This window comes from Halobacillus yeomjeoni, from assembly GCF_020171525.1.
Lineage (GTDB): Bacteria > Bacillota > Bacilli > Bacillales > Halobacillaceae > Halobacillus > Halobacillus yeomjeoni.
Genome location: NZ_JAIVAI010000008.1, coordinates 51873 through 75451, shown reverse-complemented (window position 1 = coordinate 75451; position 23579 = coordinate 51873). Strand labels below are relative to the sequence as shown.

Below are 23579 nucleotides of genomic sequence, written 5' to 3'. Positions count from 1 at the left end.
TACTCCTTTTTCTCATTAGTCTGTGGCTTGAACTAAATGATATGCACAGCTTAAAAACTTTCAGTGGATTCATCCTGGCTATGATCATTGGGAGAACTGTTACAGATCAAACAAAAAAAGGTCAAGCCATGGAGGCTTGACCTTATAAATAGCGCTTATTCAATTTCGAAAGCTTCAGGCTTGTCTTCGCGATGGTTGAAGAAATAACGGATCGCTTCTGCGATACGGGCAGACGCTTGACCATCTCCATAAGGGTTGGATGCCTTCGCCATCGCCTGATGTTTTTCATCATCCGATAGAAGTTCGTGAGCCAGATGGAAAATGTGGTCCTCTTCCGTTCCAGCCAATTTCAACGTACCTGCTTCAATACCTTCCGGACGTTCTGTCGTATCACGTAACACGAGAACAGGAACCCCAAGAGATGGCGCTTCCTCCTGAACTCCGCCAGAATCCGTAAGAATCAGATGAGCACGGGATGCGAAGTTATGGAAATCGATGACATCCAGCGGATCGATCAATTTGATACGTTCATCATTTCCTAAAATCTCATCCGCCGTTTCCTTCACAACCGGGTTCAAGTGCACCGGATAAACGACTTGAACATCATCATGTTCATCAACTAGACGTTTGATGGCACGGAACATCTGCTTCATATTGTTTCCTAGATTTTCTCTACGGTGAGCAGTCATCAATACAAGACGCTTATCTCCGATCTCTTCCAATACGTCCGATTGATAGGAGTCACTGACCGTCGTTTGAAGAGCATCAATAGCAGTATTTCCAGTGACAAAAATGTGATCTTCCGATTTATTTTCCGCAAGCAAGTTATCCCTTGACTTGTTCGTCGGTGCAAAGTGAAGATCAGCCATGACACCAGTCAATTGACGGTTCATTTCTTCTGGATAAGGAGAGTATTTATTCCATGTTCTTAATCCAGCCTCCACGTGGCCGACAGGAATTTGATTGTAATAGGCAGCGAGTGACGCTGCGAATGTTGTTGTGGTGTCTCCGTGAACAAGAACGATATCAGGCTTTGTTTCCTGCATGACTTGATCCAAGCCTTCCAAAGCACGGTTCGTTACTTGAGCCAGCGTTTGACGTGATTTCATAATATCCAAATCAAAGTCTGGTTCGATATCAAAAATCGACATCACCTGATCCAACATTTCACGGTGCTGAGCTGTAACTGCGACAATTGGTTCAAATTGTTCAGGACGTTTTTTTAATTCGAGTACAAGCGGAGCCATTTTGATAGCTTCCGGTCTTGTACCAAAAATGGTCATTACTTTAATGCGTTCAGACAAGATAGTTGCCTCCTTGAAGCGAATAAGATTCTATATATGTTCCTCTTGAGTTACTTCGTACCGTAAAGACGGTCCCCGGCATCCCCTAGTCCTGGGACGATATAACCTTTTTCATTCAGCTTCTCATCCAGCGCTGCTAAGTAGATATCCACATCCGGATGCTCTTCTTTCACAGCGTCTACGCCTTCGGGAGCTGCGACCAAACACATCAACCGGATCTGGCGTGCGCCACGCTTTTTCAATGAATGAATCGCTTCATTGGCAGATCCGCCTGTTGCAAGCATAGGATCAATAACAATCAATTCACGCTCTTCAATATCACTTGGAAGCTTGACATAATATTCCACGGGCTTTAATGTTTCCGGATCACGATAAAGTCCTACGTGACCGATTTTAGCGGCAGGAATCAATTGCACAATCCCGTCTACCATGCCAAGACCGGCACGAAGAATAGGTACAAGACCGATTTTCTTACCAGTCAACACTTTCGCTTTCGCATCAGAAACCACTGGCGTTTCAATCTCTACCTCTTCCAATGGTAAATCACGTGTGATTTCAAAAGCCATCAAGGCCGCGACTTCATCAACAAGCTCACGAAAGTCCTTCGTTCCCGTTTCCTTCTTCCGTATGTACGTCAACTTATGTTGAATCAACGGATGGTCCAAAACATATACCTTTCCCATTGCCGATCACTCCTTCTCAAAGTTTGCATCCTTTAAATTGTACTGAAAAAGCAGTTGTCCTGCAACCCGAATAAGCAAAACGTTCTGACCCTTTCCCCTGGGCATTTATTCTCATAATGAAAGCCACCAACACATGTGCTGGTGGCTCTCTTTCTATTCTTAGATAGAAGAATAAGCTAATGATTGATACAGCGGGTAGCGTGAGGTCAACTCAAGTACACGCTGCTTCGCCTCTTTCATCTTTTCTTCATTTTCATGGTGCTCAAGAGTAAAGGCGATCAAGTCTGCAATTTCCTTCATCTCTTCTTCCATGAAGCCGCGGCTTGTCACGGCTGCCGTACCGATGCGGATTCCACTTGTGACAAATGGACTTTCAGGATCGAATGGAATCGTGTTCTTGTTGGTCGTAATGCCAATTTCATCTAACGCTTTTTCTACTACTTTACCAGTAAGACCTTTGTTTCGTAGATCCAGCAGAAGTAAATGGTTGTCTGTACCGCCAGAAACGACATTTACACCTTTTTCAACTAAAGATTGGGCCAACTGCTTAGCATTTGCTACGATTTGACGAGAATATTGCTTGAACTCAGGCTGCAGAGCTTCTTTGAAAGAAACAGCTTTAGCAGCAATCACGTGCATCAATGGACCACCCTGCATACCTGGAAAGACAGTTTTGTCAATTTGTTTTGCAAACTCTTCTTTGCAAAGAATCATCCCGCCTCGAGGTCCACGTAATGTCTTATGAGTCGTTGTCGTTACAAAATGAGCATGCGGGACCGGATTCGGATGAAGACCTGTAGCTACCAAGCCGGCAATGTGGGCCATATCGACAAGCAGGTAAGCTCCTACTTCATCAGCAATTTCCCGGAACTTGGCAAAATCGATTTCACGAGGGTAAGCACTAGCTCCAGCAACGATCAACTTCGGCTGAACTTCTTTGGCTTTGGCTAATACCGCATCGTAATCAATTCTTTCATCTTCTTCGGTTACACCGTATTCTTCAAAGTTGTATAATTTTCCGCTGAAGTTTACAGGGCTGCCGTGTGTCAGGTGTCCGCCATGGTTCAAGTTCATACCGAGCACCGTATCTCCATGTTCCAAGACTGTGAAATATACAGCCATGTTTGCCTGCGCACCGGAATGCGGTTGTACGTTCGCATGATCTGCTCCGAACAATTCCTTCGCTCTATCGCGGGCTAGGTTTTCAACTACATCGACATGTTCACAGCCACCATAATATCTACGTCCCGGGTACCCTTCTGCATATTTATTGGTAAGTACAGAACCCATCGCTTCCATTACAGCCTCTGATACGAAATTCTCAGATGCGATCAGTTCAATGTTATCTTGTTGGCGGTTTTTTTCGTCTTTAATTGCGGCAAAAACTTCTTCGTCAATAGATTTTACTTGATTCATAGTAAAAAGACCCCTTTCCATTCCTATTCGTCACAAGAACCTTCTTCGACTTGACTTCTTTCATATACAGCCCGTGCTCCTCCAATAAGCGGGGGGCGGGTCTTCGCAGCAGTCAGATGTGCATGACCGATCGATTTCTGCTCTATCCTGAGTGGCACAGCCACTCGCTTTAAATGCATACCAATGAGCGTATCACCGATATCAATCGCTCCGTCCGCTTCGATATGCTCGACCAATACAGGATCTTTCATTTGCTTATACGCAAATGATGCCATTGATCCACCAGCCTTCGGGATAGGTACTGCTGACACCTCCGGCAATCCATACTGCCGTTGGACAGACCTTTCAACCACGAGCGCACGATTCAAGTGCTCACAACACTGGAAGGCCAATTCCACACCGGTGTTTTCCGTCAGTTTTTGAATCTCCGCGTACAACACAGATGCGATTTGTTCGTTTCCGGAAGTGCCTATCCTCTCCCCAGCCACTTCGCTGGTGGAGCATCCAATTACAATCAATCCATTTTCAAAAGCACCACTGTCCAGCAACTGACCTACAACGACTTCGGCATCGACTTTAATGTCTGCAAGATCGACCACACGTCCCCCTCCTCCGGTCTGTATTTCCAAAAAAGGAGAAGCATTTGGCTTCTCCTTCATTTGTAAGCTTCAGCCTTGAAATGCATCCGCCTCACTGTATTCCATTGTATTACTTATTTTCGTATTCGGCAATCTTGTTGACACGTCTTTCATGCCTTCCACCTTCGAACTCTGTAGAGACCCACGTCCTGGCAATTTCTTTCGCAAGACCCGGACCGATGACTCTCTCTCCCATACATAAAATATTGGAGTCATTGTGCTCCCGAGTCACTTTTGCCGTGAAAAGGTCATGAACGAGGGCAGCACGAATTCCGCTCACTTTATTAGCAGAAATGGACATACCAATCCCTGTACCGCAGATAAGAATCCCTTTATCGAATTCACCATCAGCTACTCTTTCAGCTGCAGGAAATGCATAATCAGAGTAATCTACTGACCCCTCGCAATTACAGCCGATATCCTCAAATTCAATCCCCAATTCACTTAACACATCCGCCACTTCCTCACGCAGATTCACTCCACCATGATCCGAAGCAAGAATTACTTTCATGACTGCACACTCCTATCCTGTATCATTTATGTTATGATTTACAATTTCCTATGTAGTACGAGAGAAGGATTTCCTTACCCTATTGAAAATCAATCCTTCTCATTCATCTTTTTAATCAAAAGGTTAATGTGGCGATCCAACTCATCCCGAGTCTCCCGGTACATGTGGAGATCTCCTCCGAAAGGATCCGTTATGTTGATATTCGGTAAGCTGTTTTCTTTCTCTTCAATCTTTGTTATATCATCTTTCAATTCTTTCCTTAGTTTACGATCGAGCTCTTCTTCACTCAATGAATCCATAGACTCATTCAAAATGCGTGAACGTTTTTCTTCAAACTCCGTGTATAACCTTTTTAATTCTTTCCACTCTTCTTCATTAATAAGGACATACTCTTTCAACGTGTAGTATTTGTCGTGAAAATCGGGATATTGCAAGGCGAGAGTCTGCTTATGACGGTCCGTCATTGTGAGAATCAGATCCGCCCATTCCAACAATTCATTGTCTACAGGACGCGTTTGATGATCAATTTTCAAATTGATCTCCTGAAGAACTTCTTCAGAATTCTTTGCAATTGAATCGCCTTTTCCAGCAAAAATACCTGCTGATTTCACCTCTCCATCTTGAAATTTACTCTTCAAAATCGCTTCTGCCATCGGACTACGACATGTATTCCCTGTACAGACAAATAATATGTTCATGACCTTCGTCTCCTATCCAATAGTCCTTTTCCTTAATAATAGCACAGGCCATTCCAGTATTAAAAACTTTGTCAAAAAATGGTGGGGGATTATTTCTGTTAATACTCCTACACTCATAAAAAATTCCATCAAACTATTTTTTATCAAAGGCTCTGTTACTGCTTGGTGTTGTTGTTTCACATGTGAGCATATATCAGCTCTTTCCGTCCTGTGTTTTGTATGAGGCGGCCTTTTAGAATGACTCCCTTTCCGTGGGGTACCGTGAGCCTCCTAAGGCTGCGCCTTCCGGGGTCTCACGATGTACCTTTATCCCACAGGAGTCTCGCCATCCCCAAGGCCGTCTCTTCAAAGTTGAAGGGTCTGAAAGGCCATAACCGAAATCCGTTACACCAACCACGAACAGAATGGCAGGAAAAAAAGGAACAAGGTGTGACCCCGGAGTACGAATTCGAGGAGGCTCAGCGTCCCCCGCGAAACGCGGACTGTTTTCCCTGCCATCCCATGCTTTTAGTAAATAACGGACAGGCCCCTAATCCTAGACTGGTACTATTTAGTAATCGTTTAAAATATCAACAACAGACTTTAACAGAGCCAAATCAAAAAAAGCCTCTTCCCACTAAGGAAAAGACTTTTGATACTACTGTTGCTTCAATGTACGTACGGCTGCTTTTTCCAATCGGTTCATGACGGCGGCCCCGACTCCATGAGAGTGGAATGATTCACATAAGATGACATCCACATCGGATTTCTTAAACTCCCGCAGAGCAGAATAAAGTTTTACAGCTATTTCTTCCAACCTCTCTCTTGAACCACATTCAATCACTCGATCAAACTGCAATTGACCGGCAAGCTCCTTGCTGGCAATAACTCCGACCCGTTCTCCTTTTTCAATCAGCTGATCTAACTGCTGCTTGAAATATTCATCATCTCCATAGACTAACCACAAAGGGGATTCAGGTGCATAATGAGTATATTTCATCCCTGGAGATTTAGGCTTGTCTTTTCCACCTTTAAGAGCTGGATCAAAAACAACTTCAGGAACTACTTTTTCAATGTCTTCCTTTGTAATTCCACCTGGTCTCAATATAACTGGGACAGATGATGAAAGATCGAGCACAGTCGACTCCACCCCTACACCGGTAGGTCCGCCATCGAGGATGCCGGCAATTCTGCCATTCAAATCTTGATAAACGTGAGATGCTTCTGTTGGACTCGGGCGTCCCGATCGGTTGGCACTCGGAGCGGCTAGTGGTACACCAGACTGCTTTAACAAAGCCAATGCAAGCGGATGGTCCGGCATCCGTATGCCTACTGTGGATAAACCGGCCGTCACGTTTTTTGCAGCTTGACCATTACTTTTTAATATCAAGGTTAATGGACCCGGCCAAAAGGTTTCCATCAACTGATACGCGACGGGAGGAATGTCCTCTGTCAATTCCTCTACCTGCCCGACATCAGCGACGTGAACGATCAAAGGGTTGTCCGCAGGCCTTCCCTTAGCTTCAAAAATTCTTTGGACAGCTTCTTCATTTGTGGCATCTGCGCCAAGACCATATACAGTTTCAGTCGGAAAAGCGACCACCTGACGATCTCTTAACAATTTTGCAGCTTCTTCAATAGAAGGTTCATTTTCTATAGTAAGTGTGGATGGATTCCATAGTTTCGTATTCATACACATCTTGGGAACTCCTTTTCGATCATTTCCTAATTATTTATTATGATGAATTCTACATAATATCGCAAATTTAGACATTATTCACAAGATGTCCTCAGGTTATCCACAGTTTTACCCACATATCCAAAGAATCCGTTAGTAATTTCTTCGTTCCAAAATCCTGAATCCACAGGTTATGCACAAACTTATGAATAAATGTGCATAAACACCTTACTTATTCACAGTTACTTGTGATTAACTTTATATATCCACAGATTTTTTTCGACATCTTCCAAAACAAACTGTTGGTGTTGTAAGATTCGATTCAAATTTGTCGAATGACTGACGACATGGAGCTCTTTGAAATGCTGTTCTTGTGCATAAGACTGGATCAATTCGAAGACCGCCAGGATTTGTACAGGAGCAACCTGTTCAACCAGCCTCATTTCCTTGATTTGTCCACACCCACTTTGCAGTTCCATCAACCGGAAAGAGCCTACTTGATTATTCTCCTTACAAATATGGTAGAGTTCATCTTCTATTTTCTTAATAAACATAAGAAACCCACACCCCTTTTCTCTTACTCTATGAAAAAAGGTATGGGTGCTATGCTATGAAAATAACTTATCCAACAATTCTAAAACGAAGAATTTAACTTCTTTCTCTTCTTGTGGGTCTTCAAATTCATTCTCTTCTCCCTGAGCAACGCTCGTTCCATTAGAAAAATCTAAAAAACATAAAGGCGGAAACAGGACACACCACCAATTATCTCCTTCTCCTTTTCCAAGGGTGATCAGAATCGCTTCATAGGTTCCTGATGGATAGATATAAGTACCATAAAGTTTAGTAGGAAATTTAACATTGCTTCCATATTGGACTGTGTACGTCTGATTGACATGTGCAGATTCTAGTGTCCGCCCTACGATTGCTTCAATTTCAGGAAGGCGGGTTTTAATTTGTTCACGCGCTTCCTCGATGGATGTTATGTCTTCCACCCATTCAGTAATTTCAGCATTCACATCATCTCTGACCTGGCGTTTCAGCTGTTGATCCATTTCACCGTTGCTGTCCGCCAATATGCGAAGACGAATGGCTTCGTCTGGAATGACTTGATAATTTTGTTCCAATTGGGCATCCATACGCTGGCCCCAAGGTAAAACAGAAACCAAAATCGACAAAGCTACCAAAACCAGCCATCTGTTTTTCATTTCGTATATCCTCCCTGTCCTTCTACTAGTCGCTAGTATGGGCAGGGAAATCAATTATTAAACATACAAGTCTATTAAACTTGTCTTTCAGCAAAAATCATCCGATCTTTTTGATTGATGTCTTTACGTATTTCCACCTGGTAGCCAGGTAAATGGCGTTCAATCAGCTCTTTTACCTGAATCCCTTGCTGATGACCAATTTCAAAAGCGATAAGTTTGGGTTTAAACTGTTTTCTTTTCACTTGTCCAATAATGGCTTCATAAGCAGCCATCCCTTCATTCTCAGCGAACAAAGCCATCTCCGGGTCAAAATCTACCACAGTGTCAGCCATTTCTTTTTTATCATCATAACTGATGTAAGGAGGGTTGGATACTAATACATCCATCGATGAAGAAACAGGTTCCAGAAAACTTCCTTCCCTCCATTCAACAGATGCTTTATGTGTACGAGCATTTTCCGCGGCCACTTCCAATGCATCTGCAGATAAATCGGTTGCCGTCACTTCCGCATTTTCAAGTTCCAGTGCAAGTGTAATGGCTATCACTCCGCTCCCCGTTCCGATATCCACTATGGACGGACGAGATATAGAAGTTTGTGAAAGCCACTTCAATACCCCTAAAACCAACTCTTCTGTTTCCGGGCGAGGAACCAGCACGTTTTGATTCACTTTGAATTCCCTGCCGTAAAAATGCGCATGACCGATTATATGCTGAACAGGGACGCCCGTGCGCGCATGTTCTTTTACATCCTTGATGAAGGGATCCTTCTGCTTTGAAGGGAAAGAATCACGTTCATAGGCAAGGAGCTGCGAAAAAGATAAGTCCAGATGATATTCGAGAAGCAAATCCGCTACACGTGATTCCCGATTGTATTGTTGTAAAAAAACAGAAGCCCATTTCCGGGCTTCTTGAATAGTCGTAAAAGTAGGTTGCATGTTATCCACCGATCTGCTCGAGTTTCTTCGTTTGTTCTTCAATCAATAAAGCATCGATGATCTCATCCATGTTGCCTTGCAGAATTTGATCAAGCTTTTGCAAGGTCAGATTGATTCTGTGATCACTTACACGGGATTGAGGGAAGTTGTAAGTACGGATTCGTTCAGAACGGTCCCCTGTACCTACCGCAGACTTACGACTTTCATCATATTCTGCTTGAGCTTCTCTTTGGAACTTGTCATAAATTCGTGCACGTAGAACTTTCATTGCTTGTTCTTTGTTCTTTATTTGGGATTTTTCATCCTGACAGGAAACGACGATTCCAGTAGGTTCGTGCGTCAAACGTACGGCTGACATCGTCGTGTTGACACTTTGTCCTCCTGGTCCACTTGAAGCGAAGGTATCCACACGGATATCTTTATCATGAACCTCGACTTCAACTTCTTCAGCTTCCGGCATTACTACAACCGTAGCGGTAGAAGTGTGGATACGACCTCCGGATTCTGTTTCAGGAACACGCTGCACACGGTGAGCTCCGTTCTCAAACTTCAACTTGGAAAAAGCACGATCTCCACTTACCATGAAGATGATTTCCTTATAACCGCCCACGTCATTGGCATTCGCTTCAATCACTTCTGTTTTCCATCCTTGCATCTCGGCATAACGAGCATACATGCGGTAGAGGTCTCCGGCAAACAACGCCGCTTCGTCACCGCCTGCTGCACCACGAATTTCCATAATGACGTTTTTATCATCATTAGGATCTTTCGGAAGCATGAGGATCTTGAGACGTTCTTCCAGGTCCTGCTTTCTCTCGGAAAGCTCACTGATTTCTTCTTTGACCATCTCTACCATATCGTCATCGAGACTGTCTTCAAGCATTGCTTTTGCGTCATCCAGCTGTTCGGTTACCTCTTTATATTCACGGTATGCCGTCACTGTATCTGCTAAGCCCGCCTGCTCTTTTGAGTACTCTCGAAGTTTATTCGTGTCGGAAATGACTTCTGGGTCACTAAGTAATTCATTTAATTTTTCATATCTGTCTTCTAAAGATTGTAAACGATCGATCAATGGTATACACCTCTTTCTCCATAACATTCTAATTATATTATAGAGAGGTCATTGATACAACCACACCCTTATCTACATTCACGTCACTTGATTTTTACATGGATATTATAACGCGGTACCGCTTTGAAAATAGTTTGCTTGATCTTTTCCTGCATCTGTTCTTTTTCTTCCTTGGACATATCTTCTTCATTATCCACATCCACCGAAACCCAGACCTGGCTTGCTTCCAGAATGACTCTTCTGACTTCGACACCCTCCATCTGGGCCACAGCGTCTTTGATCATCTGTCTATCCTGTTTCAAACCCCAGGTGTTCCCTACATTTTTTATGGACCTTGGGTTTTGTGTGTCAACGGTCACTTTATCATTCATGCCCATATTTTCTACGTCATCTCTACTCGTCTGACCTTGATAACGTTCCATTTGCAATCCACATCCAGTGAGAACCAAAATGACGAGAACCATGATTGCTGTATACTTAAGCATATTCATCACCTTTCCTCTTTTAGGGTTATTGTCTCCGAGTTAAAGGTGATTATGTACTTCAGGGTAATTCAATAGCTTCTTGGCTGATGATATATATAAACAAAGGCTCTGTTATTGCTTGGTGTTGTTATTTAACATGTGAGCTAATATCAGCTCTTTCTATCCTGGAATATGTATGAGGCGGCCTTTTAGAATGACTCCTTTTCCGTGGGGTACCGTGAGCCACCTCAGGCTTCGCTTCCGGGGTCTCACGATGTACCTTTACCCCACAGGAGTCTCGACATTCTAAAAGGCCGCCCCTTCAAAGTAGAAGGAGCGGAAAGGCCATTACCGAAATCCAGTACTCCAACTTCGAACGGGGTGGCAGGGAAATCAGGTAGACTCCTGCAGGAAAAAGGAACAAGGTGAGACCCCGGAGAACGAAGTTCGAGGAGCATCAAGCGCCCCCCGCGGAAAGCGGACTGTTTCCCCTGCCATCCCATGCTCTGAGTATATAAATGACCGAACACCTAATTCCAGACGGGGACTATTTAGTAATCGTTTAAAATATCAACAACAGACTTTAACAGAGCCAAAATAAAAATAAAGGACGTGTTTTAAAAACACGTCTCATTCAAAAAGATATTTATTTTTCTCTGATCTGCAGTTTGTATTGAGAAGGAATGACACCGTCTCTCTGTATTTTATCTAAATATTCCTTTGCGGATTGATAATCATGGAAAACCAATTCTTTTTTATCTTTCCTGAATTCAATAACAATATGGCGTTCATCGACTCCAACAATATGATAAGTCATAAAGACTCCTTTCTTCAGTGAATCATGAAAGCGACCACATTACAAAAAATAACAATTAAAAAAGCCGAAAAGACTACACAGGATGTGAAATCTTTTCGGCTTTTTTGTCTAGCTCTATTGTCTAGCCCAACTTTGCCGGACCTATTTAATTGAACATTCATTTATAAATTGTGGATCAGGATTAAGGAAAAATCTTTTAAATTCGTCCCGTACACACAGTATAGTACAGATTCGAAAATAAAAAAAGGGGGGGCTGAGACATCATTTCTCTGGTTTCAAAATGAACAAAATGTAACTGCGATCCTTAGCGAAGTCCCAGTCCACAAATATATCTTCCACTCTTTTACCTAAAATCTGTTCAAATGAGGCGAGACTCAACAGACGCTTTTCTAAATGCCGCTTCGATATCTTCAAATGCTCCTTGAAGCCCAAACGGATCATCTCTTTTTCAATCGCTACTAAAATCCCGATCCTTTCGACCAGGAGCGTGCGCTCATTAAGTAAATAAGAAGTGATTTCTTCCGGTGATTTTTCAGCTTGAAGACTCACACGATCGACTTCTTCATGCAGTTCTTCACGTTTGGAATAAGCTTTTGTTTCTTCATCTATAGTATTGTCTGATGCGAGAACGCCAATCATGACGCCCGTCCGGTTGGAAAGCGACCAATCATAATAAAGGTCAGCCAGCTCGATTCCTGCTGCAGCCCTGAAAGTGGCTTTGATGTCAGGGATAAGCTCACTCATCAGCAGATCGCGCGTTTCCTCTACTTTGTCCTCTTTCTTCTGACCTACAAGCACCCGCTCGATAGGAGCCAGGAAGTCTTTCATATATATGGTGACGTATGGTTCTTCCAAGGAGACAAAAACAGAAGAAGGACCCTTACCAAAATTATCTCGAAACAGCTTGCCGATATAACTAGACATTTCTGATTGTATCGAACGTTTATCCATAAAAGTCAGTCCTTTTCAATCACGTGGTACTAATAGCATTCCACGTCACAAGAGGACTTAAACAACCCCTGAATAAGAGCTTGAATCAATTCTTTCCTACGCAAAATTAGTGTGAGGCGGCCTTGGGAATGACTCGCTTTCCGTGGGGTACCGTGAGCCTCCTCAGGCTTACGCCTTCCGGGGTCTCACGATGTACCTTTATCCCACAGGAGTCTCGACATTCCCAAGGCCACCTCTTCAAAATAGATGGACAGAAAAATCATATGCCTTAATAAAGCGAAGTCTGTTACAACAACTACGAATGGGAGGGAACGGAAAGCAGGGAGACTCTTGCGGAAGATACGTAAGCGGTAAGGCCCCGTAAAAGCTTTTCTTTGAGAAGCTTCAACATGCCCACGAAAAACGCCCATCCACTCATCAAAGTTCTCTAAACAAATGTATTAACATATAAAACTTTAATGGACCCTGAAAAAATGCATAAAAAAACCGGCAGATCAGGGGGATCTGCCGGTTTTCAGGATTTTATTTCTCAGCGTAAGCTGCTTTCACTTCCTGTTGCCTGGGTTTATTTGGTACATAATGGTGATGGCGGCACCTCGGTTCATAAGACTCTGATGCCCCGACAAGGATGATAGGGTCATCATAAGAAGCAGGTTCACCGTCAATCAAACGTTGTGTACGGCTCGCAGGTGAACCGCAGACAGGACAAATCGCGTTCAACTTCGTAACGTTTTCACTCAAGGCCATCAATGCAGGCATTGTACCGAACGGTTCTCCTCTGAAGTCTGTGTCCAGTCCTGCCACCAGAACTCGAATCCCCCGGTCAGCGAGACACTCCACTACCTCAACGATGTTGTCGTCAAAAAACTGGACTTCATCAATTCCGACAATATCCACGTCGTCCCCGACCAGTCGGAGAATATCAAGAGACTCTTTCACAGGGCGTGCCAATACGGAAGTACCATTGTGTGAGACGACAGCGTCCTCTTTATAACGGTCGTCGATCGCCGGCTTATAGACCCGAACCGTCAAATTTCCGAACGTAGCCCTTCTCACACGACGAATCAATTCTTCTGATTTCCCGCTGAACATACTTCCACATATGACCTCTACCCATCCGCTTTGTTTCATTACATACACGTCCGCAGTCGCTCCCTTCTCACTCTATACACCGACTTATTCATCAAAAAAGAGCCCTCCTGACGACCACTGAACGAATGATCAATCGCTCATGAACCATCAAGGACAGCTCTTTTTTACAGGACCATTCTTTATAAAAGACATCCTCACTGAAAAACGTACACACGAGCAAAACTATAACGTAGCGTTACGCTTCTACAGAATAGCTTCACCCATGTTAGGATGGACAAACTCGTTTCTCAGTTTATATATTTCCACTTTAGTGATAAAAAAACAGGCAAACTTTTAAGACAATTTGCCTGTTTTTCACTTCAAAATGATGCAGCACTCCTCAATGAGTACCCATTATTATGAAAGGTTATATTTTTTCTTGAAGCGATCCACACGGCCACCAGCTTTGTCAGCTTTCTGCTTGCCTGTGTAGAACGGGTGAGACGCAGAACTAATCTCTACGCGGATCAATGGATACGTGTTTCCATCTTCCCACTCAATTGTTTCTTCGGATGCTTGAGTAGATCCAGTAAGAAACTTGAAATTAGAACTTGTGTCTAGGAATACAACTTTACGGTATTCTGGATGAATTCCTGCTTTCATGTTCTTCCACTCCTTTTTGCCCTGAATCCTTTGGAAACAGAGTTATTGTAAGAGCCGTTGAAGGTTAGTTTTAACACACCTTTTACTGAAACTCACATAGAAAGATTATAACAGTCTGCCAATCCCAATGCAAGATAATATAAACATTATTTCAGCGGACAGCTCTTTAATTACGGCGTCCTTTTGCCGCCTTGCCCTGCATTTCTTTATCCATCAATTCAAAGAATTCTTCATTCGTTTTCGATGCTTTCAAGCGATTCAGGAAACGATCGGCGAAATTCGGTGAATCCGACATCGTCTTACGAATTGCCCAGATTTTATCGAGATAAGGCTTATCAATCAGCAGCTCTTCTTTTCGTGTACCTGAGCGCAGAATATCGATGGCCGGGAATATGCGGCGCTCCGCTAAGCTGCGATCCAAGTGCAGTTCCATGTTTCCTGTCCCTTTGAATTCCTCATAAATCACATCATCCATCCGGGAACCAGTGTCAACAAGGGCGGTAGCCAGAATTGTAAGACTTCCACCTTCTTCAATATTTCTCGCTGCTCCGAAGAATCGTTTAGGACGGTGGAATGCTGCCGGGTCGATTCCTCCGGATAATGTACGACCACTAGGAGGGATGACCAAGTTATACGCTCTTGCAAGCCTTGTAATACTATCCATCAATACAATGACATCACGTTTATGTTCAACGAGTCGCATAGCACGTTCAAGGACAAGTTCACTTACTTTGATATGGTTTTCAGGAACCTCATCAAAGGTGGAGCTGACTACATCCACATCCGCCGCTACGGATCGCTCGATATCTGTCACTTCTTCAGGACGTTCATCGACAAGCAGGATAATCAGTTTTGCATCAGGATGGTTAGTAGAAATACTATTAGCCATTTGTTTTAACAGCATCGTTTTTCCAGCCTTTGGAGGAGCTACAACAAGTCCACGCTGTCCATACCCTACCGGCGACATGACATCCATGATTCGAGTCGAAAGCATTTTCGGCTCTGTCTCCAGCTTCATTTGTCTATCAGGATACAACGGAGTCAAAGCCGGGAAGTGAACACGCTCCTTCGCAGAATCTGGATCTTCTCCATTTACTGCGTCTACGTGCAATAAGCCGTAATAACGTTCATTTTCTTTCGGAGGACGAACTTTTCCGGATACCTTGTCCCCATTTCTCAAATCAAAGCGACGGATTTGAGAGGCCGAAATGTATATGTCTTCAGCACTCGGAGAGTAGTTGATCGGACGCAAAAACCCGAAGCCTTCCGATGGAATGATTTCCAAAATTCCATCCATGAATAAAAACCCATCTTTTTCAGCCTGAGCTTTCAAAATTGCAAAGATCAATTCTCTTTTTGTGAGCTTCGCATAATAGGAGACTTTATACTGCCTGGCTTTTTCATAAAGACCTTTCAAAGTCATCGTCTCCAAATTGGAGATTGTTAAATCTGCCACAGAATCACCACTTTTATATATTTTTCTTAACCTTGTAGATCCCACGTGTAAGCTCACGCTTGTAAAATGTCATCGGACTTCTCAGTAAAAAGAGTTGGAATTAAAATATGGAGAAGTATTGTGAAGTAAGAATAGTGAAGCTTACGAGGTTTCATACCAGAGTCTGATTTCCTTTATCAAACATCCTATATTGTACTCTTGTCATGCTCAGGATTCAATCCTCAATTCTATTTCTTCAGGTTTGGTAGAGGGGAGTTTCATTGAAAGGCTTTCCGTGATAAGAGTTTGACTGTGGAGGATTATAAAAAAGATCAGGCTGCCCCGCCTCATGTCTCCATCCACCACTAACAATTTCTATAGAATAGAGAGAAGCCGGAAATTCCGGCTTCCCATTTTTCACTATGGTTTGATTACTAAATTCGGCTTCTTCTTCAAACTATGGTTACCATCAATGAAACGGACCGTTCCTGATTTCGCACGCATAACCAATGTTTGTGTCGTAGCTGAATGACCTTTGAATTGGACACCTTGAAGCAATTCTCCATCCGTCACTCCTGTGGCGGCGAATATAGCATCATCCCCTCCACAAAAGTCTTCCATGTAAAGAACTTTGTCGATGTCTTCAATTCCCATTTTTTTGCATCGCTCAAGCTCTTCATCATTCGAAGGAATCAGTTTCCCTTGAATTTCTCCTCCCAAACATTTGAGAGCTACGGCAGCAAGTACTCCTTCTGGTGCCCCACCTGAACCAAACAGGATATCGACCCCTGTGTGGTCAAAGGCCGTGTTGATCGCTGCGGCTACATCTCCATCTGGAATAAGCTTGATACGTGCACCAGCTTCACGGATCTCCTCAATTATCCCCTGGTGACGTTCACGATCCAGAACGATAGCGACCACATCTTCTACATCTTTATTTTTCGCTTCAGCAACTGCCTTCAAGTTGTCTGCGATGGATGAATTGATATTGACTTTCCCTACAGCTTCAGGGCCTACGGCAATCTTCTCCATATACATATCCGGAGCATGCAGCAACTGGTTGTGGTCCGCAATGGCAATAACGGCCAAAGCATTCCATGTTCCCTGCGCGACGATGTTCGTCCCTTCCAGAGGGTCTACAGCCACATCGACACGAGGCCCATACCCATTCCCCAGCTTTTCACCGATGTACAACATAGGAGCTTCGTCCATCTCGCCTTCACCGATGACCACTGTCCCTTTCATAGGAATGGTATCAAATACATCTCTCATTGCTGATGTCGCTGCATCATCTGCTTCATCTTTCTTTCCTCTTCCCATCCAACGAGCTGATGATAATGCTGCAGCCTCTGTTACTCGAACTAACTCCATTGATAAACTTCTTTCCATGGTATTCTCCCCAATCTAAGTATGTTTTTTCCTCATCTCCCCATGGAAATGATGCTCAATTCTCAAGAATTTTGAAATTGTTCAATTTCTTCGTCTGACATCTCCTCATACCAGACGTTGGCACCTAATTCAATCAACTTATTCGTCAAATTCTCATAACCTCGTTCAATGTGGTCGACACCAGTGATCTCAGTGACTCCTTCAGCCATAAGACCAGCAATCACCAATGCTGCACCTGCACGAAGGTCTGTAGCTTTCACTTTAGCTCCCTGCAACTTGGACGGTCCTGTCACAATTGCTGAACCGCCTTCGACTTTAATAGAAGCATTCATTCTGCGAAGCTCATCTACGTGCTTAAACCGGGCTTGATAAATCGTATCCGTCACAATCCCTGTCCCTTCAGCTTTTGTCAGCAGTGAAGTCAACGGCTGCTGAAGGTCTGTCGGAAAACCGGGGTAGACGAGTGTTTTAATGTCGACACTCCGAAGCTTTTTCCCAGGTCGGACATACAATTGTTCATCGTTTTCCTCGATCGTAACTCCCATCTCTCTCAATTTCGCCAAAAGAGATTCCAAGTGTTGAGGGATCACGTTATCAATGATCATCTCTTCTCCTTGGGCAGCAGCCATGATCGTGTAAGTACCCGCTTCGATTCGGTCAGGAATAATGGTATGGAGGCATCCTTTCAATTGATCGACACCTTCAATCCTGATGACATCGGTACCAGCACCTTTGATTTTTGCGCCCATACTCGTGAGTAGTGTGGCCACATCAATGATTTCAGGCTCTTTGGCTGCATTTTCAATGACCGTCCTGCCTTTTGCACGGACGGCAGCCAGCATGATATTGATGGTTGCTCCAACACTCACCACATCTAAGTAAATTCGAGCGCCTCGTAATTCCTTAGCTCTCAAATAAATAGCACCTTGTTCATTCGTAACCTCTGCTCCAAGAGCTTCAAAACCTTTGATATGCTGGTCGATCGGACGGGGGCCAAGATGACACCCACCAGGGAGACCAATCACAGCTTTGTTGAAGCGCCCTAACATGGCTCCCATGAAATAATAGGAAGCACGCAGCTTTTTGACTTTACCGTTAGGAAGCGGCATGGATACCATTTCAGAAGGATCGATTTCAATATTCCGACCATCTTTATGAACGGTTCCACCAATTTCTTCTAACAAATCTGAGAGAATACCTACATCTGAGATGTCAGGCAGACCCTCTATCGTAACAGGGGATTCTGCTAAAATAGCAGCGGGAAGCAAAGCGACAGCACTGTTCTTGGCACCACTTACACGGACTTGTCCACGCAAGCGCGTACCGCCTTCCACTAATAGTTTATGCATGAAATACTCCTCGCTTTTAAGGTGAATAGTATGAACTTATTATGTGCATAAATTTCCATTTCAGTCCACTTATTTTTGATTATTCCAGTCATTGAGGAATTTTTCAATGCCTTGGTCCGTCAATGGGTGTTTGACGATCTGCTGGAATACCTTGAAAGGAACAGTAGCAATATGCGCTCCACTCATAGCAGCGTCTGTGACGTGAGTCGGATGGCGCACAGAGGCAGCGATGATTTCCGTTTCAATTCCATGGATATCAAACATATCTGAAATTTGAGCGATCAATTCGACACCATTGTGGCCGATATCATCCAATCGTCCCAGGAAAGGGCTGACATAAGTCGCCCCGGCACGAGCTGCCATAAGGGCCTGGTTTGCAGAAAAAACTAATGTGACATTCGTTTTTATGTTCAGGTCACTGAAAGCTTTTACTGCTTTCAACCCTTCTAAAGTCATCGGAACCTTCACTGTAATGTTCGGAGCGATGGCGGCCAGTTCTTTTCCTTCCTTGATCATGCCTTCAGCATCTTCAGAAATGACTTCGGCACTGACAGAACCTTCTACTTCAGATGTGATTTCTTTTAAGCGATCATGAAAAGATACGCCTTCTTTCGCTACCAGGCTCGGGTTGGTTGTTACCCCGGCCAGGATCCCCAATGCATTTGCCTCACGGATTTCTCCGATGTTTGCTGTATCAATGAAAAATTTCAATTCCTACACCCCTATTCTAATAGTTCACAAGTTATGCGAATTTTGTCACATGTTGGCGCTTTCATAAAGGAGGAAAAGGAAACCGCTACGGAGTAACGGCTTCCTTTGCTAGATTTTTACGCTTTTTGGGAAGAACCAAATTCACGCATTTTACCAATGACCGTTTCTTTGATCGCGTCACGACCAGGGCCTAGGTATTTACGTGGGTCATATTGTTCTGGCTGCTCAGCTAGTACTTGACGTACTGCTTTCCCTTGTGCCATTTGGTTTTCAGTGTTTACGTTGATTTTCGCAGTACCGAAAGAAATAGCTTTTTTGATATCAGCCGTAGGGATACCTGTACCACCGTGCAGGACAAGTGGTTTATCTACAAGACCCATGATTTCTTCCATACGGTCGAAACCAAGGTTCGGTTCACCTTTATAAGGGCCGTGTACAGATCCCAGGGCTGGTGCAAATACGTCAACGTTTGTTTCGTCAACAAGTTGTTTACACTCAGAAGGAATCGCATATGCCGCTTCAGCATCGTCTACGATGATGTCGTCTTCTTGTCCACCTACGCGGCCAAGCTCTGCTTCGACAGATACACCGTGGATGTGAGCCAATTCTACAACTTTTCTCGTAACAGCGATGTTTTCTTCAAGTGGGTCGTGGGAAGCATCGATCATAACAGAAGTGAAACCTGCGTGGATAGCTTCAGCACATTTCTCGAAGCTTGAACCGTGGTCCAAGTGGATGGCAACCGGCACAGTTGTACCGTAGGATTTCATAAGTGCTTTAACCATGTCTACAACTACGTTAAAGCCACCCATGTAACGTCCAGCACCTTCGGATACACCTAAAATGACTGGAGATTGCTCTTCTTCAGCAGCCTGAAGAATCGCTTGTGCATATTCAAGATTATTAAGGTTGAACTGGCCGACGCCATAACGTTCTTCCTTAGCTTTTTCTAGCATTTCTTTCATAGAGACTAACGGCATGAAAGATCCTCCTTTATAGATACGTCCTACTATTTACAAGTCTGTTTCCACACGAAAACACACCATGTAAGTTTCGCTACAGTATTAGAATACCAATACCGTTTACATGGTGCAACACTATGAGAATTATATAGCGCTTACATTGCAAAAAAACCGATTCAATGACTATGAGTCACTGTCCCATTAACCAATTCTTTCAATTTCTGGATATCGAAAGGTTTTGTCACTACTGCCTCGACGAACGAATAATCCACTTCTTCTCTGACCTCATCTTCTGAAAGTCCGGTTATGATGATGACAGGAGAATCAAATCCTTCTTCATACCAGTAGTTGAGCACCTCTCTCCCATGCATGACAGGGAGGTTATAATCCATAATGACAAGATCAGGTTTTTCTTCTTCTGCTAGATTGCAGGCTTGTTTCCCTGTCTTGGCACTGATCGTTTCAAAACCTTCGCTTTTCAGGATTTCTTCTACTAATAGACGAATTCCAGGTTGATCGTCGACTACAAGTATTTTACTGCCCATCTTATACACCCTTCCTCGTGTATTCACCCATTCTGTTTTTTTCTGTTTTAACAGTTTCGAGAACCCACTAGTTTTTTCCTGCATATGTATGTTCTCTTTGTAGTTTTTTTCCCTGAATTGTTATTGGTTAAAACTTATTTTCTTAACTATTCACCTATTACGTTTGTTTAAATATATGGCTCTGTTAAAGGATGGTGCTGTTATCTCACAAGTGATCTCATATCAGCTCTTTCTGTCCTGGGATTTGTATGAGGCCGCCTTTTAGAATGTCTCGCTTTCCGTCGGGTACCGTGAGCCTCCTCAGGCGCGCCTTCCGTGATCTCACCTTGTTCCTTTTTTCCGCAGGAGTCTACCTGTTTTTCCTGCCATCCCATGCTCTGAGTAAATAACGGACCGGACACCTAATCCCAGACGAGGACTATTTAGTAATCGTTTAAAATATCAACAACAGAATATAACAGAGCCAAATAAATATGTCGGATTGTGGATGACTTTCTGAAATGATAACAAGGATGCCCAGGGGGGAGTAGCCACATCCCTGAAAACAAGTCTGGAACGTATGAATCAACGATGACCATTACCAGCCCCTAAGAATATGTACATGAAAAAGGTGTTACCTCTCACGAGAGTAACACCTCTTAATTCATTATTGGTTCTGCTTCATGGCAGCTCCGACGAATCCGTGGAACAGTTGTTGCGGACGAGTCGGTCTTGATTTGAATTCCGGGTGGAACTGACTTGCTACAAACCATGGATGGTCGTCGACTTCGATAATTTCGACTAAGCGACCATCAGGGCTTGTACCTGAGAAATTAAATCCTGCCGCTTCCATCTGCTCACGATAGTGATTGTTGAACTCGAAACGGTGACGATGACGCTCGTAAATCACTTCTTCACCGTACGCCTCCATCGCTCTCGTCCCCTCTTTAAGGCGGGATGGGAAGATTCCTAAACGAAGCGTTCCACCTAAATCAGATACTTCTTTCTGCTCTGGCAGAAGGTCGATGATCGGGTGTGGTGTAGAAGGATCGATTTCTGCAGAATGTGCACCTTTCAACCCAAGGACATTACGGGCAAACTCTACGGTCGCCAGCTGCATGCCTAAGCAGATTCCAAGGAACGGTACATGATTTGTTCTTGCATAGTGGATGGCATCGATTTTTCCTTCGATTCCTCGATCTCCAAAACCACCTGGGACTAGAATTCCATCAACGTCCTGCAGGTGTTCGTGGACATTTTCAGCATTCAAGTCTTCTGAATTCACCCATTTCACATCTACATCTGCGTTGTAACCATAACCTGCGTGTTTCAAAGCTTCTACTACAGAAATATATGCATCTGGAAGTTCTACATATTTACCTACCAGAGCAATCGTAGCATTATGCTTCAAGTTCTTCACTTGGTCGATCAATTTGTTCCACTCTGTCATATCTGCAGGAGGACAATCCAAACCGAAGTGATCACATGTCAATTGATCAAGTTTCTGCTCTTGTAAAGTGATCGGAACGTTGTAAAGAGTACCTGCGTCACGGGCTTCGATAACGGCATGCTTATTGATGTCACAGAACAATGCTATTTTTTCTTTCATGTCTTCTGAAATTTCCATTTCGGTACGAAGAACGATGACATCCGGTTGAATACCAAGTGAACGCAGTTCTTTTACACTGTGCTGTGTCGGCTTTGTTTTCATTTCTCCTGCCGCTTTCAAATACGGCACAAGGGTACAGTGTAAGTACATGACGTGTTCACGACCGATATCGCTCTTGATTTGACGAATCGCTTCAAGGAAAGGAAGGGATTCGATATCGCCTACTGTACCTCCGATTTCAGTGATGACCACATCTGCATTCGTTTCATGCCCCGCGCGGAAAACACGCTCTTTGATTTCATTCGTGATGTGTGGAATAACCTGGACTGTACCACCAAGGTAATCGCCGCGGCGTTCTTTTTTAATGACGTTGGAATAAACTTTCCCGGTCGTCACATTACTGAATTTATTCAAGTTGATGTCGATGAAGCGCTCATAGTGACCCAAGTCCAAATCGGTTTCCGCTCCATCATCTGTAACGAAAACTTCTCCGTGCTGGTATGGACTCATCGTTCCTGGGTCTACGTTGATGTACGGGTCAAATTTTTGAATCGTTACTTTAAGCCCCCGGTTTTTCAATAAACGTCCCAATGAAGCCGCTGTAATTCCTTTACCCAAGGAAGAAACGACACCACCAGTTACAAAAATATATTTAGTCGCCACAATGATCCCTCTTTCTTATATATTCATTATTCGTTTTTCTTCATAAAAGCATACTCATTTCAATCAAGCTTAAAAAACAAAAAACGCTCCCCACTTAGCGGGGAGCGTTGTATCTTAATATTTACGGAAATTTAAGAGCCCAAATAAGATTGTACTGATTTGACTTTTGAAAGTCAACAGTGACTTGAATTATTCGTCTTCTTCGTCGTCATCTCCGATGAAACTGATGTCGTCTTCTACGATTTCTTCCTCTTCCTCATCAAGGTCATCATCTTCGTAGTCTCCATCGTAATCGTCATCGTCATCATCCAAATCCAGATCTTCATCCGTAAGGTCCAGATCCTCTTCCAGGTCCTCATCATCAAATTCGGACACGCCTAGTTCATCTTCAAGCAGCTTGGAAGGCTTTTTCTTCTTCTTCTTTTTCTTTTTACGCTTTTGTGGAAGGGCTGCGATTTCTTCCTCCATTTGTTCAACCGGATACCAGCGCTTCAAGCCCCAGCGGTTCGTTCCGATCGTCATGAAGCTTCCATCAATATTCATATCTGTATAAAACTGTGAAATGTACTCTTCTTTTTGTTTTTCGGAAAAACCTTTCAAGGAAGCGATACGGTGGAAGATTTCGTTGAAATCAATGGCTTCTCCCTCTTCTTCCAAAATCATTGTCGCAAGATCGATCATTGATATTTCATCAATTTGTTCTTGATTAAGTTCTTTTAAGCTCAAGATCCAGCACTCCTTTATATTCAATAAATAGAATAAATGACCTCATAGGCATACGAATCACATTTAATCATACCATCCATTATATGAGCAGGGTATATAAAAATCAAATAAAGATCGCGTCCTGCT

Annotated in this window: 24 protein-coding genes; all 24 read right to left on the bottom strand. The window is 43.5% G+C overall.

The window, feature by feature from the left end:
* Positions 1–155: 155 nt before the first annotated feature.
* The 24 genes from wecB to rpoE all read right to left on the bottom strand — a co-directional run bounded on the left by wecB (position 156) and on the right by rpoE (position 23453).
* Positions 156–1304, bottom strand: coding sequence for a non-hydrolyzing UDP-N-acetylglucosamine 2-epimerase (gene wecB, locus LCL89_RS15660; RefSeq protein ID WP_277924036.1), 1149 nt, complete (start codon positions 1302–1304; stop codon positions 156–158).
* A gap of 50 nt (positions 1305–1354) precedes the next feature.
* The gene (upp, locus tag LCL89_RS15655; RefSeq protein WP_197317212.1) at positions 1355–1987 is read right to left on the bottom strand and encodes a uracil phosphoribosyltransferase; all 633 of its coding nucleotides are present in this window, start codon (positions 1985–1987) and stop codon (positions 1355–1357) included.
* Between the two features lie 159 nt (positions 1988–2146).
* Complete coding sequence (locus LCL89_RS15650; protein ID WP_224810863.1) at positions 2147–3403, bottom strand: serine hydroxymethyltransferase; 1257 nt, start codon at positions 3401–3403, stop codon at positions 2147–2149.
* Between the two features lie 23 nt (positions 3404–3426).
* Entirely contained in the window at positions 3427–4002 is a 576-nt protein-coding gene (locus tag LCL89_RS15645) for a TIGR01440 family protein (protein ID WP_224810862.1), read from the bottom strand.
* A gap of 109 nt (positions 4003–4111) precedes the next feature.
* Positions 4112–4552, bottom strand: coding sequence for a ribose 5-phosphate isomerase B (gene rpiB / locus LCL89_RS15640; RefSeq protein WP_197317209.1), 441 nt, complete (start codon positions 4550–4552; stop codon positions 4112–4114).
* 89 nt (positions 4553–4641) lie between these two features.
* Entirely contained in the window at positions 4642–5250 is a 609-nt protein-coding gene (locus LCL89_RS15635) for a low molecular weight protein arginine phosphatase (RefSeq protein ID WP_197317208.1), read from the bottom strand.
* A gap of 637 nt (positions 5251–5887) precedes the next feature.
* On the bottom strand, positions 5888–6922 hold the full coding sequence (locus LCL89_RS15630; protein WP_224810861.1) for an L-threonylcarbamoyladenylate synthase: 1035 nt from the start codon (positions 6920–6922) through the stop codon (positions 5888–5890).
* A 227-nt stretch (positions 6923–7149) separates the two neighbouring features.
* Positions 7150–7461: a hypothetical protein gene (locus LCL89_RS15625; RefSeq protein WP_224810860.1), complete on the bottom strand. Its 312-nt coding sequence runs from the start codon at positions 7459–7461 to the stop codon at positions 7150–7152.
* Positions 7462–7515: 54 nt separating this feature from the next.
* On the bottom strand, positions 7516–8112 hold the full coding sequence (gene spoIIR, locus LCL89_RS15620; protein ID WP_224810859.1) for a stage II sporulation protein R: 597 nt from the start codon (positions 8110–8112) through the stop codon (positions 7516–7518).
* A 74-nt stretch (positions 8113–8186) separates the two neighbouring features.
* Positions 8187–9047 (bottom strand): peptide chain release factor N(5)-glutamine methyltransferase, encoded by an 861-nt coding sequence (prmC, locus tag LCL89_RS15615; protein WP_224810858.1) that lies wholly within the window; start codon positions 9045–9047, stop codon positions 8187–8189.
* 1 nt (position 9048) lies between these two features.
* Complete coding sequence (prfA, locus tag LCL89_RS15610; protein ID WP_224810857.1) at positions 9049–10119, bottom strand: peptide chain release factor 1; 1071 nt, start codon at positions 10117–10119, stop codon at positions 9049–9051.
* Between the two features lie 83 nt (positions 10120–10202).
* Entirely contained in the window at positions 10203–10610 is a 408-nt protein-coding gene (locus LCL89_RS15605; protein WP_224810856.1) for a YhcN/YlaJ family sporulation lipoprotein, read from the bottom strand.
* A gap of 619 nt (positions 10611–11229) precedes the next feature.
* Positions 11230–11400, bottom strand: a complete 171-nt coding sequence (locus tag LCL89_RS15600) for a hypothetical protein (protein WP_197317203.1) — start codon at positions 11398–11400, stop codon at positions 11230–11232.
* A gap of 261 nt (positions 11401–11661) precedes the next feature.
* Positions 11662–12351, bottom strand: a complete 690-nt coding sequence (locus LCL89_RS15595) for a DUF2294 domain-containing protein (RefSeq protein WP_224810855.1) — start codon at positions 12349–12351, stop codon at positions 11662–11664.
* A 522-nt stretch (positions 12352–12873) separates the two neighbouring features.
* Positions 12874–13491, bottom strand: a complete 618-nt coding sequence (locus LCL89_RS15590) for a thymidine kinase (protein WP_197317201.1) — start codon at positions 13489–13491, stop codon at positions 12874–12876.
* Between the two features lie 348 nt (positions 13492–13839).
* A complete protein-coding gene (locus LCL89_RS15585) occupies positions 13840–14085 on the bottom strand; it encodes a type B 50S ribosomal protein L31 (RefSeq protein WP_197317200.1) in 246 nt (81 codons plus the stop codon).
* Positions 14086–14251: 166 nt separating this feature from the next.
* Complete coding sequence (rho, locus tag LCL89_RS15580; RefSeq protein WP_197317199.1) at positions 14252–15541, bottom strand: transcription termination factor Rho; 1290 nt, start codon at positions 15539–15541, stop codon at positions 14252–14254.
* 399 nt (positions 15542–15940) lie between these two features.
* Positions 15941–16909: a class II fructose-bisphosphatase gene (gene glpX, locus LCL89_RS15575; protein ID WP_197317198.1), complete on the bottom strand. Its 969-nt coding sequence runs from the start codon at positions 16907–16909 to the stop codon at positions 15941–15943.
* Between the two features lie 62 nt (positions 16910–16971).
* Entirely contained in the window at positions 16972–18258 is a 1287-nt protein-coding gene (locus tag LCL89_RS15570; protein WP_197317197.1) for a UDP-N-acetylglucosamine 1-carboxyvinyltransferase, read from the bottom strand.
* A 69-nt stretch (positions 18259–18327) separates the two neighbouring features.
* Positions 18328–18969, bottom strand: coding sequence for a fructose-6-phosphate aldolase (gene fsa / locus LCL89_RS15565; RefSeq protein ID WP_197317196.1), 642 nt, complete (start codon positions 18967–18969; stop codon positions 18328–18330).
* 116 nt (positions 18970–19085) lie between these two features.
* Positions 19086–19949 carry a class II fructose-1,6-bisphosphate aldolase gene (gene fba / locus LCL89_RS15560; RefSeq protein WP_075037173.1) on the bottom strand — a complete coding sequence of 288 codons (864 nt, stop codon included), beginning with the start codon at positions 19947–19949 and terminating at the stop codon, positions 19086–19088.
* A gap of 158 nt (positions 19950–20107) precedes the next feature.
* Positions 20108–20476 carry a response regulator gene (locus LCL89_RS15555; RefSeq protein ID WP_224810854.1) on the bottom strand — a complete coding sequence of 123 codons (369 nt, stop codon included), beginning with the start codon at positions 20474–20476 and terminating at the stop codon, positions 20108–20110.
* A 646-nt stretch (positions 20477–21122) separates the two neighbouring features.
* Complete coding sequence (locus tag LCL89_RS15550; RefSeq protein ID WP_224810853.1) at positions 21123–22727, bottom strand: CTP synthase; 1605 nt, start codon at positions 22725–22727, stop codon at positions 21123–21125.
* 189 nt (positions 22728–22916) lie between these two features.
* The gene (gene rpoE / locus LCL89_RS15545; protein ID WP_197317193.1) at positions 22917–23453 is read right to left on the bottom strand and encodes a DNA-directed RNA polymerase subunit delta; all 537 of its coding nucleotides are present in this window, start codon (positions 23451–23453) and stop codon (positions 22917–22919) included.
* Positions 23454–23579 lie beyond the last annotated feature (126 nt).